15 protein-coding genes are annotated in these 13,694 nt (G+C 69.0%); 7 read left to right on the forward strand and 8 right to left on the reverse strand.

Translation table 11 applies throughout. The features are described from left to right. Position 1: 1 nt before the first annotated feature. From LYSHEL_RS08860 to LYSHEL_RS08885, 6 genes are read right to left on the reverse strand one after another with little or no spacing between them, the layout of a single operon-like run. A complete protein-coding gene (locus tag LYSHEL_RS08860; protein WP_213433588.1) occupies positions 2 to 634 on the reverse strand; it encodes an ATP-binding cassette domain-containing protein in 633 nt (210 codons plus the stop codon). Continuing rightward, positions 631 to 1,323: a molybdate ABC transporter permease subunit gene (modB, locus tag LYSHEL_RS08865; protein WP_213433590.1), complete on the reverse strand. Its 693-nt coding sequence runs from the start codon at positions 1,321 to 1,323 to the stop codon at positions 631 to 633. Before modB ends, LYSHEL_RS08860 begins: the two co-directional genes overlap by 4 nt. 2 nt (positions 1,324 to 1,325) lie before the next feature. Then, positions 1,326 to 2,087 (reverse strand): molybdate ABC transporter substrate-binding protein, encoded by a 762-nt coding sequence (gene modA / locus LYSHEL_RS08870; protein ID WP_213437732.1) that lies wholly within the window; start codon positions 2,085 to 2,087, stop codon positions 1,326 to 1,328. 11 nt (positions 2,088 to 2,098) lie between these two features. Further along, a complete protein-coding gene (locus LYSHEL_RS08875) occupies positions 2,099 to 2,548 on the reverse strand; it encodes a molybdopterin-binding protein (RefSeq protein WP_213433592.1) in 450 nt (149 codons plus the stop codon). A 3-nt stretch (positions 2,549 to 2,551) separates the two neighbouring features. Continuing rightward, entirely contained in the window at positions 2,552 to 3,415 is an 864-nt protein-coding gene (locus LYSHEL_RS08880; protein ID WP_213433594.1) for an MBL fold metallo-hydrolase, read from the reverse strand. 9 nt (positions 3,416 to 3,424) lie between these two features. Then, entirely contained in the window at positions 3,425 to 4,315 is an 891-nt protein-coding gene (locus LYSHEL_RS08885; RefSeq protein ID WP_213433596.1) for a S1/P1 nuclease, read from the reverse strand. 63 nt (positions 4,316 to 4,378) lie between these two features. Between LYSHEL_RS08885 and gap the strand changes: the two genes are divergently transcribed. The 3 genes from gap to LYSHEL_RS08900 all read left to right on the forward strand — a co-directional run bounded on the left by gap (position 4,379) and on the right by LYSHEL_RS08900 (position 8,544). Then, on the forward strand, positions 4,379 to 5,383 hold the full coding sequence (gene gap / locus LYSHEL_RS08890; protein WP_213433598.1) for a type I glyceraldehyde-3-phosphate dehydrogenase: 1,005 nt from the start codon (positions 4,379 to 4,381) through the stop codon (positions 5,381 to 5,383). 270 nt (positions 5,384 to 5,653) lie between these two features. Further along, entirely contained in the window at positions 5,654 to 7,294 is a 1,641-nt protein-coding gene (locus tag LYSHEL_RS08895) for a sensor domain-containing diguanylate cyclase (RefSeq protein ID WP_213433600.1), read from the forward strand. Between the two features lie 59 nt (positions 7,295 to 7,353). Next, positions 7,354 to 8,544: a BaiN/RdsA family NAD(P)/FAD-dependent oxidoreductase gene (locus tag LYSHEL_RS08900; protein WP_213433602.1), complete on the forward strand. Its 1,191-nt coding sequence runs from the start codon at positions 7,354 to 7,356 to the stop codon at positions 8,542 to 8,544. A gap of 8 nt (positions 8,545 to 8,552) precedes the next feature. On the opposite strand, the gene LYSHEL_RS08905 is transcribed toward LYSHEL_RS08900, so the two are convergent. Then, the gene (locus tag LYSHEL_RS08905; RefSeq protein ID WP_213433604.1) at positions 8,553 to 9,287 is read right to left on the reverse strand and encodes a 16S rRNA (uracil(1498)-N(3))-methyltransferase; all 735 of its coding nucleotides are present in this window, start codon (positions 9,285 to 9,287) and stop codon (positions 8,553 to 8,555) included. After that, positions 9,287 to 10,693, reverse strand: coding sequence for an adenosylmethionine--8-amino-7-oxononanoate transaminase (bioA, locus tag LYSHEL_RS08910; protein ID WP_213433606.1), 1,407 nt, complete (start codon positions 10,691 to 10,693; stop codon positions 9,287 to 9,289). Before bioA ends, LYSHEL_RS08905 begins: the two co-directional genes overlap by 1 nt. A gap of 17 nt (positions 10,694 to 10,710) precedes the next feature. Here bioA and nudE point away from each other — a divergent pair, with 17 nt between their 5' ends. From nudE to LYSHEL_RS08930, 4 genes are read left to right on the forward strand one after another with little or no spacing between them, the layout of a single operon-like run. After that, entirely contained in the window at positions 10,711 to 11,265 is a 555-nt protein-coding gene (gene nudE, locus LYSHEL_RS08915; RefSeq protein ID WP_213433608.1) for an ADP compounds hydrolase NudE, read from the forward strand. Next, entirely contained in the window at positions 11,262 to 12,065 is an 804-nt protein-coding gene (cysQ, locus tag LYSHEL_RS08920) for a 3'(2'),5'-bisphosphate nucleotidase CysQ (RefSeq protein WP_244858491.1), read from the forward strand. The genes nudE and cysQ overlap by 4 nt, the downstream gene beginning before the upstream one ends. Beyond that, positions 12,062 to 12,883 carry a nucleoside triphosphate pyrophosphohydrolase gene (gene mazG / locus LYSHEL_RS08925; RefSeq protein WP_244858492.1) on the forward strand — a complete coding sequence of 274 codons (822 nt, stop codon included), beginning with the start codon at positions 12,062 to 12,064 and terminating at the stop codon, positions 12,881 to 12,883. Before cysQ ends, mazG begins: the two co-directional genes overlap by 4 nt. Then, positions 12,880 to 13,197, forward strand: coding sequence for an Mpo1-like protein (locus tag LYSHEL_RS08930; RefSeq protein ID WP_213433611.1), 318 nt, complete (start codon positions 12,880 to 12,882; stop codon positions 13,195 to 13,197). The genes mazG and LYSHEL_RS08930 overlap by 4 nt, the downstream gene beginning before the upstream one ends. Positions 13,198 to 13,694: the final 497 nt, after the last annotated feature.

The following is a 13,694-nucleotide window of genomic DNA, read 5'->3' on the forward strand; positions in this document are numbered from 1 at the left end:
TTCAATCCACCCGGTACACCGCGTCGGCCAACCGCGCGGTTTCTTCCGGGGAATGACTGACGTAGACCATCGGCAGCGCGACCTCGTCGCGCAGTCGTTGCAGCCACGGCAGCAGTTCGTCCTTGCGCTTGCGGTCCAGCATCGACAGCGGTTCGTCGAGCAGCAGCAATTCGGGCGCGGACAGCAACGCACGGCCGATCGCGACGCGTTGCAGTTCGCCGCCGGACAGGCCGTCGATGCGGCGTGCCAGCAGCGGCGCGATGCCCAGCAGGTCGACGATGCCTTCGAGCGAGAAGCGCGCATCGCCCGACGCGCGACGCGGTGCGCCGTAGAGCAGGTTCGCGCGCACGTCCAGGTGCGGGAACAGGCGGCCGTCCTGGAAGACGTAGCCGATGCGGCGCAGGTGCGCGGGTTCGTCGATGCCGATGGCGGAATCGAACAGGCAGCGCCCGCCGATCACGATGCGGCCGCGCGTGGGACGAACGAGGCCGGCGATCGCGTGCAGTACCGATGTCTTGCCGGTGCCCGACGCGCCGACGAGCGCGATCACGCGGTGCGTGCTCTCCACGCGCACGGTGTTCCAGAACGTGCCGCGGACCAGGTCGACGTCGATCGAGAAGACCGGCTGCTTCATGCCGGCTCCCTGCGCCGCTGGCGTTGCACCAGCCACTCGGACACGAACACCGCGACGAACGAAATCGCGATCGCCACCGCGGCCAGCCGCCACAGGCCCGCTTCGCCACCGGGTACTTGCATGAGCGTGTAGATCGCCGACGACAACGTTTGCGTTTCGCCGGGGATGTTGGACACGAAGGTGATCGTGGCGCCGAATTCGCCGAGCGCCTTCGCGAACGCGAGCACGGCGCCCGCGACGATGCCGGGCCACGCGAGCGGCAGCGTCACGGTGGCGAACACGCGCCACGGCGGCGCGCCGAGGGTGGCGGCGGCCTGTTCGAGGCGCAGGTCCACCGCTTCGATCGCCAGGCGGATCGCGCGCACCATCAGCGGGAATCCCATGATCGCGCTCGCCAGTGCCGCGCCCGTCCAGCGGAACGCGAACACGATGCCGAAGGTCTCGCGCAGGAAGGTCCCGATCGGCCCCCGCGCACCGAACCACACCAGCAACACGAAACCGGTGACCACCGGCGGCATCACCAGCGGCAACACGAGCAAGGTGTCGAGCAGCAACTTGCCGGGGAAGCGCTTGCGCGCGAGCAACCAGCCGAACGCGATGCCGAACGGCAGGCTGCACGCGACGGCCGTGAGTGCGACCTTCAGGCTCAGCGCGATGGCGTCGCGTTCGGCGGGCGAGAGGGCTTCCACGCTCAGAGCGGCGCGAAACCGTGGCGGGCGAAGATCGCGCGCGCTTCGCGCGACTGCAGCCAGCGGACGAAATCGCCTCCGTTCGCATGCGTGCTCGCCGCGATGCGCGCGACCGGATACACGATGGGCGCATGCGAATCGGCGGGGAAGGTGCCGAGCACGCGCACGCCCGATTCGGCCAGCGCGTCGCTGCCGTACACGATGCCGAGTGGGGCTTCGCCGCGCGCGACCAGCACCAGGGCGGCGCGCACGTTCTCGGCTTCGGCGGTGCGGCTCGCGACGCCCGGCCATGCGCCGAGTTTCACCAGGGATTGCTTCGCGTACTTGCCGGCGGGGACGCTGGCGGTGAGCGCGACCGCGAGGCGGCCTTCGCCGAGCGCGGGCCGCAGGTCCAGGCCGGGGCGCAACGCGATCGGCGCGGTCTTGCTGTCGCGTGGCGCGACGAGCACGAGCGTGTTGCCGAGCAGGTTGCGGCGCGTGCCGGCGTCGATCAGCTTCTTCGCCTGTAGCACATCCATCCAGTCGAGGTCGGCGGACAGGAACACATCGGCGGGCGCGCCCTGTTCGATCTGTCGCGCAAGCGCGGAGCTCGCGGCGTACGACACGCGCACCGGCACGTGCGTGCGGTGTTCGTAGGCGGTCGCGGCTTCGTCGAGCGATTCCTTGAGGCTGGCGGCGGCGAAGACGGTGAGCGGTGTCGGCTTCGCCGGCGGGGTGGCGGCGAACGCGAGCCCGCTCGCGATCAACAACGTGCAGGCGAGCAAGAAACGCCGCGTCACGATGCAGCTCCGACGGTGATCGTCTCGACCTGGCGCACGGCGCGTGCCGGACGCTTGTCGGCGGGCACGAGCAATCGCAGCGGCCCGTCCTTGGCGTCGAGCGGCTTCCCGCCGCAGCGATCGACGACGAACACCGCGCGATCGCCCAGCGTGGCATCGAGTTCGGCGAGGGAGAACACGACGCGATAACCGTCGCGCGCGCGCACCGTCACCACGCGTGACAGGTCCTTCCCACGCGACGGCTCGGCCGACATCGCGCCCGCCTTGCGCAACACGTCGCGCAACGCGACGCCTTCGCAATGCAGCGCGACGTCATGCACCTGCGCTTCGACGGGCTTGCGCGGCAGCGTCGCGAGCGTGGTTGCATCGAGGGGCACGTTCGTGGAATCGGCCGCGAAGGCGACACCGCTGGTCGTCAACGCAAGGCACAGGCAAGCAAGTCGCATGGATCAGATCCGGTCGAGGGGAATGCGCAGGTAGCGCGTGCCGTTCGCCGACGGCGGCGGCAGGTGTCCGGCGCGGAGGTTGACCTGCAGCGACGGCAGGATCAATGCCGGCATCGGCAACGTGGCGTCGCGCGCCTGGCGCATCGCGACGAAGTCGGCTTCCGTCGTGTCCGCGCGCAGGTGGATGTTCTCGCGCTTCTGCGCGCCGATGGTGGTTTCGCCCGCGATCGCGCGGCCATCGGGGCCGTAGTCGTGGCAGACGAACACGCGGGTTGCGTCGGGCAATTCGTAGAAGCGCTGGATGGTGCGGTACAGCGTCGCCGCATCGGCGTTCGGGAAATCCGTTCGCGCGGTGCCGGCGTCGGGCATGAACAAGGTGTCGCCGCAGAACAGCGCATCGCCGACGAGGTACGCGACGCAATCGGCGGTGTGCCCCGGTGCCGCGATGACTTCGGCTTCGATGCGCCCGATCGCGACGTGGTCGCCGGCCTCGAACAACTGGTCGAACTGCGAGCCATCGGTCGGCACGTCCGCGCCGAATTCGAACACCGGCGCGAAGCTGCGTTGTGTCTGCCGGATCCCGCTGCCCATCGCGACGCGCGCCTCCGGGAAGATGGCGCGCAACCATTGCGCCGCGCTCAGGTGGTCGGCGTGCGCGTGCGTTTCCAGCAGCCAGCGCACCTGCAGGGCGTTGGCGCGGACGTGATCCACCAACCGTTGCGCCGACGCGTGCGTGGTGCGCGCCGACTTGCTGTCGAAATCCAGCACGGGATCGAGGATCGCGGCCTCGCGCGTCGCAGGGTCCACGACGACGTAGCTCCAGGTGCCCGTGGCGGGATCGTGGAAGCCGGTGACGTCGGGTCGCATGGCGAATCCTCAGGGTTGGGGCGCGGGGCTGCCCAGCGTGTCGTCGAGCAGCTTCGCCAGCCGCCACGCGGCCTGGCGGACGCGCTGTTCGGCGAGCGGACGCATGGCATCGAGGTACGTGCGATCGAGCACGTGGCCTTCCGGATACAGCGAACGCGCATCGACGAGGCGGCAGGACTCGCCGGCCCAGGCCTTGGGATCGCTGACCGCGCCGGATTCCGGCGGCCACGGGAAGGCATCGAGCTTGTCGGTGTAGCCCTTCAACCCGAGGCCCGGATGGCCCGGCTTGTCGACGCCCACCTCGCCGAGGATGTAGTAGTCCCAGACCGAATGCAGGTTGGTGCCCATCACGCCGTCCACGTAGTTCTTCTTCGCGTAGGCCTCGGGTTCCAGCTTCGTGCGCAGGCTGATCTGGTAGTCGTTGCCGCCCTTGTCGGGATGGTTGTTGGCGTGCATCGGCTGGTGCGCGTCGCCGACGTAATGGACCAGGAACTTCAGCGCATCGCGGCGGGCGGCGATCGGCCGGGTGCGGTCGGCGAGGATCGCGCGCTGGGTGTCGATGGCGCCGATCACGCACTGGCCGTCCGGACAGTCGCGTTCCATCACGACGTGGCAGGTGCCGTCGGTGGTGTTCACGTAGTGCTGGCGCGAGGTGGCCTTGAAGCGGTCGGCGTCCGTGTTGCGCAGGTCGTCGGCCCAGGTGGCCACGCCGGCAAGGGTGGGGTCGGGTTCGCCGGCCAGCAGCAGTTTCACCTGCGCTTCGGCCTCCGGGTTGAGGTGCCGCTCGGCCAGCGCACCGACCATCCGGTGCCCCAGGGCGCTCCAGGCCTGGGCCGCGGGGGCCGCGAGCAGGGCGGCGAGGGCGGCGGAAAGGGCGAACAGGCGGGGCATCGTCGGCATCGCGGTCGTCTGGGGGTGGGCGTGCCGCTAAAATACCGGGCTTTCGTTCCCTCAGGAGTCCCCATGGCGATCAAGGTTGGCATCAACGGCTTCGGCCGCATCGGCCGCAACGTGCTGCGCGCCGCCGTGCAGAATTTCGGCGACAGCATCGAGATCGTGGCGATCAACGATCTGCTGGAACCCGACTACCTCGCCTACATGCTCCGCTACGACTCCGTGCACGGCCGCTTCGACGGCGACGTCGCCGTCGTCGACGGCGCGCTGGTGGTCAACGGCAAGACGATCCGCCTGACCCAGGAACGCGATCCGGCCAACCTGAAGTGGAACGAGGTGGGCGCGGACATCGTCATCGAGTCCACCGGCCTGTTCCTCGACAAGGCCACCGCGCAGAAGCACCTGGATGCGGGCGCGAAGAAGGTGCTGCTGTCGGCGCCGTCGAAGGACGACACGCCGATGTTCGTCTACGGCGTCAACCACGCGTCGTACAAGGGCGAGGCCATCGTTTCCAACGCCTCGTGCACCACCAACTGCCTGGCGCCGATCGCCAAGGTCCTGCACGACAAGTGGGGCATCAAGCGCGGCCTGATGACCACCGTGCATGCGGCCACCGCCACGCAGAAGACCGTCGACGGTCCGTCCAACAAGGACTGGCGCGGCGGCCGCGGCATCCTCGAGAACATCATCCCGTCCAGCACGGGCGCGGCGAAGGCCGTCGGCGTGGTGATCCCGGAATTGAACAAGAAGCTCACCGGCATGTCGTTCCGCGTGCCCACCTCGGACGTCTCGGTGGTCGACCTCACCGTCGAACTCGAGAAGCCGGCCACGTACGCGGAGATCTGCGCGGAAATGAAGGCGCAGGCGCAGGGCGCGTTGAAGGGCGTGCTGGGCTACACCGAGGACAAGGTGGTCGCCACCGATTTCCGCGGCGATGCGCGCACCTCGATCTTCGACGCCGACGCCGGCATCGCGCTCGACCCCACCTTCATCAAGGTGGTCAGCTGGTACGACAACGAGTGGGGCTACTCGAACAAGTGCCTCGAAATGGTCAAGGTCATCGCCGGCAAGTAAGGCGGCCCCATCCCGGCGAAGGCCGCCCCGTCCCGCGCACAAGCTGCGGACGGGGTCACGCCCGGGTCTTCACGGCAGCCCCGCTTTGGCGGGGCTGTCTGTTTTTGGGACGCAGTGCCACCGACTGCGACCGTTTTCCGGTTGCCCGCTTGCGGTCACCCCGGTAGCTTGCGGGACATGGCGGCGGCGGTCTCAATCGGTATCCGGTCGGCAGGTCCTGACTGGGCACTGCGGCGCGACTTTGCGCGCCTGCTTGTCGTCGCCGTCGTGTTGCCCGCGCTGATCCTCTGCGCCCTCCTGGCCTGGGCCCAGGCCAACACCCAGCGCACCAACGCCGCCGCGCAGCTGCATGCCGTGGCCGAAGCCGCGGGCAGCGACCTCGATGACTTCCTCCGCGTGCAGGGCGCCGTCACCTCGGTGATCGCCGAACGCCGCACCAGCGAACGCACCATCACCGACCGCGCGCGCTGGACCGAAGACCTGCGCCGCCTGCGCGCGCATTACCCCGCCTTCGCCGCGTTGCGCGTGTTCGATGCGCGCGGCGTGCTGGTCGCCGCCGACCCGGGCGTGGAATCCGACAGCGGCGTGGCGCCGTCGCCGTGCTTCCTCGCCACGCAAGTGGCCGATCGCGCCGTCGTCTCCGATGTGTACAACGCGCCCGGCGAGGCCGCGCGCGCCTGCGTCGGTGCGCCGCTGCGCGTGGGCGGCCGCTTCGCCGGCGTAGTGGATGGGGCGATGCCGGTGGCCGCGTTCGTCGCGGCGCGCGCGGCCTGGCTGCAGGGCCACGGGTTCGAAACGCTGCTCGTCGACCGTCGCGGGCAACTCGCCTATGCCAGCGATGGCGTGGGCGTCGCCGCCACCGGCGCGCTGGATGCGTCCGCACCCGGGCGCGTGCTCGCGGGCGTGGGCGATGCCGCCAACGGCATGCAGCGCATCCCCGGCGTGCTGCGCGACGACGCGGATGCCTACGCCGTCGCCGTGCCGCTGCAGGTCGGCTGGCACCTCTACGTGCTGCTGCCGAAGGACACGCTGGACGCCCAGTTGTGGCGCTCGATCGGGATGATGCTCGGCCTGCTGGTCACCGTGGCGGCCGGCGTGCTCGGCATTGCGTGGTGGCAGATGCGCCGCCTGTCGATGAGCGTGCACAAGCTGCTCGTGCAGATGCAGCGGTTCGCGCTGGACCATGCATCCGCGCCGATTTCGCCGGATTCGATGCCGCAGGAACTCGTGCCGCTGGCCGATGCGATGAACCAGCTCACCGTGCGCCTGTCCGATGCGTACTCGCTGACCAGCCGCAGCCTGGAAGAACAACGCAAGCTGCGCGCCTCGCTGGAACAGGAAGTCGGCGCGCGCGAGCGCGAGATCGCGCAGCGCACGCAGGAATTGCGCAACGCGGTGTCGGAGCTCGATCGCCTGAGCCGCACCGACGCGCTCACCGGCTGCCTCAACTACCGCGGCTTCCGCGAAGTGGCCGCCGTGCTGTGGCGCGACGCGCGCGAGAACGGCACGCTGCTCTCGGCGCTCGCGCTCGACATCGACTACTTCAAGTCCTACAACGACCGCTACGGCCACCCGCGTGGCGACCAGGCGCTGAAGCGTTTCGCCGGCGCGGTGCGTTCGGCGCTGTACCACCGCGAAGACGTCGTGGTGCGCCCCGGCGGCGAAGAATTCATCGTGTTCCTGCCCGACACCACGCTGGAACAGGCGATGCGCGTCGGCGAGCGCATCTGCGCCAGCGTGCTGCACGCCGACATCGCGCACGCCGGTTCGCCGAGCGGCGTGCTGACGGTGAGCATCGGCGTGGCGACCAACCTCGCCGAGGACGGCGACGACCCCGAGGTGATGCTGTCGCGCGCGGATGCGGCGCTGTATCGCGCGAAGAATGCGGGGCGGAACCGAGTTTCGTTGTGAGGTGGTGCAGCACGCCTGGCGGTTAGACTCGCGCAAATGACACGACGCGCGCCGACCCCATGAGCGGCCACTACGACACCATCGTCCTCGGCGGCGGCGCCGCCGGCCTGATGTGCGCGCTGACCGCGGGGCAGCGCGGCAAACGCGTGTTGCTCGTCGAACACGCCAACCGCGTCGGCAAGAAGATCCTGATGTCGGGCGGGGGGCGCTGCAATTTCACCAACACCGGCGCCACGCCCGCCCACTACCTGTCGGCCAATCCGCACTTCTGCAAGTCGGCGCTGGCACGCTACACGCCGCGGCACTTCATCGACCTGGTCGAGCGGCACGGCATCGCCTACCACGAGAAGGAACTGGGCCAGCTGTTCTGCGATGTCTCGTCCAAGCTCATCGTGAAGATGCTGCTGGACGAATGCGACGCGGCCGGCGTGCGGGTGGAGACCAGTTGCAGCATCGAACGCGTCAGTCACGGCGACAGCGACGAGGCGCGATTCCGCGTGCACACCACGCACGGGAATTTCTCCGCGCCAGCGTTGGTGGTCGCGTGCGGCGGCTTGTCGATCCCGAGCATGGGCGCGACGGGGTTCGGCTATGAACTCGCGCGGCAGTTCGGCCACGCGGTGCTGCCCACGCGCGCTGGGCTCGTGCCGCTGACGCTCAGCGGCAAGCACCAGGAACGCCTCGCGGATCTCAGCGGCGTGGCGCTGCCGGTCACCGCGCAATGCAACGGCGCCAGCTTCAGTAATTACATGCTGGTCACGCATCGCGGCATCAGCGGGCCGGCGATCCTGCAGGTCTCGTCGTTCTGGCAGCCGGGCGACGAATTGCGCCTGGACCTGTTGCCGGGCCGCGACGCACTGGAGGCGCTGCAGGAATGGCAGCGCGAGCGCCCGGCCGCGGAACTGAAGACCGTGCTCGGCGACGTGATGCCGAAGCGTTTCGCGCAACGCCTGTGCGAGCACTGGTTGCCGAATCGCCCGATGAAGCAATTCAATGCGCCGCAGTTGCGCGAGATTGCCCAGGTGCTCAGTGACTGGGCGCTGGTGGCAAGCGGGACCGAGGGGTATCGCACGGCCGAAGTGACCCTGGGTGGTGTCGATACGGATGAATTGTCGTCCAGCACGATGCAGTCCCGGCGCGTGCCCGGGTTGTATTTCATCGGCGAGGTGGTCGACGTGACCGGGTGGCTGGGTGGTTACAACTTCCAGTGGGCGTGGGCGTCGGGGACCGCGGCAGGCAACGCGGTGTAGGCGCGGCGTTAGCGCAGATCGCCGAACCTGGCCTGCATCGCGGCGATCGCGGCAAGGCCCGCCGTTTCCGTCCGCAGGATGCGCGGACCCAGTCGCAAACCGACGAACCCCGCCCCGTGCAGCGCTTGCCGATCGCGATCGCTCCATCCACCTTCCGGCCCGATCGCCAGCACCACGTCGCCACGCAGCGCTTCGATCGTCGCAATCGACGTCGTCGCTTCCGGATCCAGCAGGAACTTCGCCGCCTGCGCATCGAGCCCGGTGAGCGCCGCCTGCAACGGCTGCGCTGCGAACACCTCCGGCACCCGCGCCCGCCCGCTCTGTTCGCACGCACTCACCACCACGCAGCGCCAATGCGCGAGGCGCTTGGCGGCGCGCTCGGCGTCCAGCTTCACTTCGCTGCGGTCGCTCTGCACGGGGTGCACGGCGGCGATGCCGAGTTCGGTGGCCTTCTGCAGGATCAGGTCCATCTTTTCGCCGCGCGCGATGCCCTGCACGAGCGCCAGCCGCAGCGGGGATTCGTTCCCGACGTCGCGCGGCGCGCCGACTTCGGCTTCCACGCCGCGCTTGTTCGCGGCCAGCAACGTGGCGGGGAATTCGCGCCCGTCGCCATTGAACAGGACGCACGCATCGCCTTCCTGCATGCGCAGCACGCGCACGAGGTGGTTGGCGGCGTCGTCCGGCAACGCCACGCGCACGCCCGCAGCGAGGGGAAGATCGACGAACACGCGCGTCGTGCGCATCAGGCGGCATCCCGGGTGGCGTCGAGAATGGCGGCCTGCGTGGTCTCCGCGAGCAGGCGCAACTGGTCGTCGTCGACGCAATACGGCGGCATCCAGTACAGGATGTCGCCGAGCGGCCGGAGCACGACGCCTCCTTCCAGCGCCGCGCGATAGGCCTTCAGGCCGACGCGCGATGCGGCCGCGAACGGCGTCGCACGGTCGCCGCCGCGCGTGAGTTCGAACGCGACGATCATTCCGGCCTGCCGCACATCGGCGACGTGGGGCATCTCGCCGATGATTGCCGCGAGTTCCGACATCCGCGCTGCGGTCCGCACGTTGCGCGCCAGGATGTCGTCTTCGTCGAAGATCGAAAGCGATCGCAACGCCGCCGCGCACGCCAGCGGATTGCCGGTGTAGCTGTGCGAATGCAGGAACGCGCGCTCGCGCGAATCGTCGAGGAAGCCGTCGTAGATCGCCTGCGTGGCCAGCACCGCGGCGAGCGGCAGGAAGCCGCCGGTCAAGCCCTTCGACAGGCACATCAGGTCCGGCTGGATCGCGGCCTGTTCGCACGCGAAGCGCGTCCCGGTGCGCCCGAAGCCCACCGCGATCTCGTCCGCGATCAGGAACACGCCGTGCGCATCGCACAGCTCGCGCGCGCGCGCGAGGTAATGCGGATCGTGCATGCGCATGCCGCCGGCGCATTGCACGCGCGGTTCCAGGATCAGCGCGCAGATCTCGCCGGGATGCGCTTCGAACACCGCCTGCAAGCCGAGCGCCGCACGTTCCGCGCAATCGCGCGCCGTCTCGCCGTCGCGCGCCATGTACGCATCCGGCGAAGGCGCGAACATCCCTTCCGCCAGCAACGGTGCATACACGCGCCGATACAGCGGAATGTCACCGACCGACAACGCGCCGATCGTTTCGCCGTGGTAACCGTTCTCCAGCGCCACGAACTTCGTGCGCTTGTCCTCGCCCCGGTTGCGGAACCAGTGGAACGCCATCTTCAGCGCCACTTCCACGCCGGCCGAGCCGTTGTCGGCATAGAACACCTTGGCCAGCGGCGCACGGCCGGCTTGCCGCGGCGCGATCGCCAGCAACCGCTCGGCCAGCTCGACCGCCGGCGCATGCGAGAAGCCCGCGAGGATCACCTGTTCCAGCGTCCCGGCCTGCGCGGCGATGGCCTGCGCGATGCGCGGTTCGGCGTGGCCGAACAGGTTGGTCCACCAGCTCGACACCGCGTCGAGGTACCGGCGGCCGTCGTGGCCGATGAGCCACGCGCCTTCGCCGCGCGCGATGGGCACCAGCGGGAGGATGTCGGGGTGCTCGCGCATCTGCGTGCACGGGTGCCACAGCACCGCCAGGTCGCGCGCCCGCCAACGGGCGTCCGTTATGATCCCTTGCTCATGACCCTGGTCCATGCGCGCCATTATGGCGCGACCCGCCGATGACACGCCGCCTCCCCACCATCCACGGCATCACCGAACACGACGCCGGCCCCTGGCGCATGGAGCGCCTCGACCTGGAGTTCGGCAACGGCGAACGCCGCCGCTACGAGCGCCTGCACGGCCGCGGCCATGGCGCTGTGATCGTGGTGCCCATGATCGATGCCGACACCGCGCTGCTCGTGCACGAGTACGCCGCGGGCGTGCATCGCTACGAACTGGGCCTCGTGAAGGGCCGCATCGATGCCGGCGAGACGCCCATCGAGGCCGCCAACCGCGAGCTGAAGGAAGAGATCGGCTACGGCGCGCATTCGCTGCAGGTGCTGCGCAGCCTCACCATCGCGCCCACGTACATGAGCCACCAGACGCACCTCGTGCTCGCGCGCGACCTGTACCCGGAGCGCCTGGCCGGCGATGAACCGGAAGAGCTCGAAGTGGTGCCGTGGAAACTGGACGCGCTGGACGAGTTGATCCTGCGCGAGGATTTTTCGGAAGGACGCTCGATCGCCGCGCTGTTCATGGTGCGCGAATGGCTGCGCAAGGAACCCCGCACGTGAAGATCGACGACACCCTGCGCGAAGGCGCGATCGTGCTGGCGCATGCCGCTGCCGACGCCATCCTCGCCATCTACGAACACGCGTTCGAAGTGGAGCGCAAGGCGGACGCAAGCCCGCTGACCGCCGCGGACCTCGCGGCGCACCGCATCCTGGTGGAAGGCCTCGAACGCCTCACGCCCGACATCCCCGTGCTGTCCGAGGAAGCCGCCGAAGACACGCCCTGGAACGTGCGCCGCGACTGGCGCCGGCTGTGGCTGGTCGATCCGCTGGATGGCACGCGCGAGTTCGTGAAGCGCAACGGCGAATTCACCGTGAACCTGGCGTTGATCGAAGACGGCGAAGTGATCTTCGGCGTCGTGCAGGCGCCGGTGACGGGGCAGTTGTGGCATGGCACGCGCGGCGGGCCCGCGTTGCGGCGCGACGCCGATGGCGAAGTCGTCATCCAGTCGCGGCGTCCGGCAACGGCGCCGTTGCGCGTGGCAGCGAGCCGTTCGCATCGCGATACGCGCACCGAAGACTTCATCGCGCGCATGGGCGAAGTGGAACCGATTGGCCTGGGCTCGTCGTTGAAGTTCTGCAGGCTCGCCGAAGGCGGGATGGACGTGTATCCGCGCTTCGGGCCCACAAACGAGTGGGACACGGCGGCAGGGCAAGCCGTGCTGGAAGCGGCCGGTGGCTGCGTGCTCGATTCGAAAGGCCGGCCGATGCGCTACAACCAGCGCGACACGCTGCTCAACGGGGATTTCATGGCGCTCGGCGATCCCGCGCTGCCGTGGCGCGACTGGATGGGCGGCGCATGAGCGACGCACCGACCATCCACGATCTGCTCGCGATCATGGCGAAGCTGCGCGATCGCGACGGCGGTTGCCCGTGGGACATCGAACAGACCTTCGCCACGATCGCGCCGTACACGATCGAAGAGGCGTACGAAGTCGCCGATGCGATCGACCGCCACGACCTTCCGGGCCTGCGCGACGAACTCGGCGACCTGCTGCTGCAAGTTGTCTTCCACGCGCGCATGGCCGAAGAGCAGGGCGCGTTCGATTTCAGCGGCGTGATCGCGGCCATCTGCGACAAGATGGTGCGGCGGCATCCGCACGTGTTCGGCGATGCGCAGGTCGGCGATGCCACCGCGCAGACCGTCGCGTGGGAAGAACACAAGCGGCGCGAGCGCGATGCGGCCGGGCACGAAGACACGTCCGCACTCGCCGGCATCGCGCGTGGCATGCCGGAATGGCAGCGCGCGGTGAAGCTGCAGCACAAGGCCGCGAAGATCGGCTTCGACTGGCCGGGCCCCGCGCCCGTGATCGAGAAGCTGCACGAGGAAATCGACGAGGTGCGCGCGGAGTTCGCGGCCGTGGCGGCCGACGCGGGCGATTCCGCCGCGCAGCATCGCCTCGAGGACGAAATCGGCGACCTGCTGTTCGTCTGCGCCAACCTGGCGCGGCACGCGAAGGTGGACGTCGGCAACGCGTTGCGGCGCGCGAACCTCAAGTTCGAACGCCGCTTCCGCCGGATGGAAACGCTGGCGGCGGCGGAAGGCGTGTCGCTGGCGTCGCTGTCGCTGGACGCGCAGGACGCTTACTGGAACCGCGCGAAGGCGGAGGAGAAGGGATGACGTCCGAAACCCCGCGCCGCTTCGCGAGCTTCCGCGAGTTCTATCCGTTCTATCTCGGCGAACACGCCAACGTGGTGTGCCGCAGGCTGCACTTCGTCGGCAGCCTGGGCGTGCTGGCGTTGGTGGCCACGGCCGTCGTGCGCGGCAACGCGTGGTGGTTGCTGGGCGCGCTGGCGTGCGGGTATGGCTTCGCGTGGGTTGGCCACTTCTTCTTCGAACACAACCGGCCCGCGACATTCAAGCATCCGCTGTATTCGTTCGTCGGCGACTGGGTGATGTTCGCCGACGTCCTGCGGGGCCGCGTCAAGCTCTGAGCGTGTCATCCCTGCGAAACCAGGGATCCAGGTTTCAGTTGTCCCCGCGAAGGCGGGGACACCCATCAGGGCGCTCCGCCACGTCCCATCGCGTGTCTCTTTTCCGCTGCCACAGCGAAAAAGAGACACGCGACGTGCCGCGTCGGATCTCGTCGCGGACTGGTTTTCGCCAACACGTCGTAGTAGTTCCCCGCACCGCGTCGGACAGCCGCTGGCGAACCCACCTTCTCCGGTTGGAGGCGCTCGCCCACCTCGAGCCCTCGCATCTGAAATGCCTCACTGCTCTCTGGCAAGCGATGCGCCAGTCCAAGTCTGTGCCTTCCACACATTAGGAAGGAAAGCGGCGGCACCGCGCTTCTGCTCTCGCAGAAGGAAATTGCAGAAAGCAAAGGTTCGGTGAGGCGCACCGCACGCCGAGCCAATCCCGCGCAGCCGTCCATGGATGGACGGCGCCGATGCTCGCAGCCATGGATGGTGAGGCAGCGGAGCGGGATTGG

It is taken from the genome of Lysobacter helvus (assembly GCF_018406645.1).
GTDB lineage: Bacteria > Pseudomonadota > Gammaproteobacteria > Xanthomonadales > Xanthomonadaceae > Noviluteimonas > Noviluteimonas caseinilytica.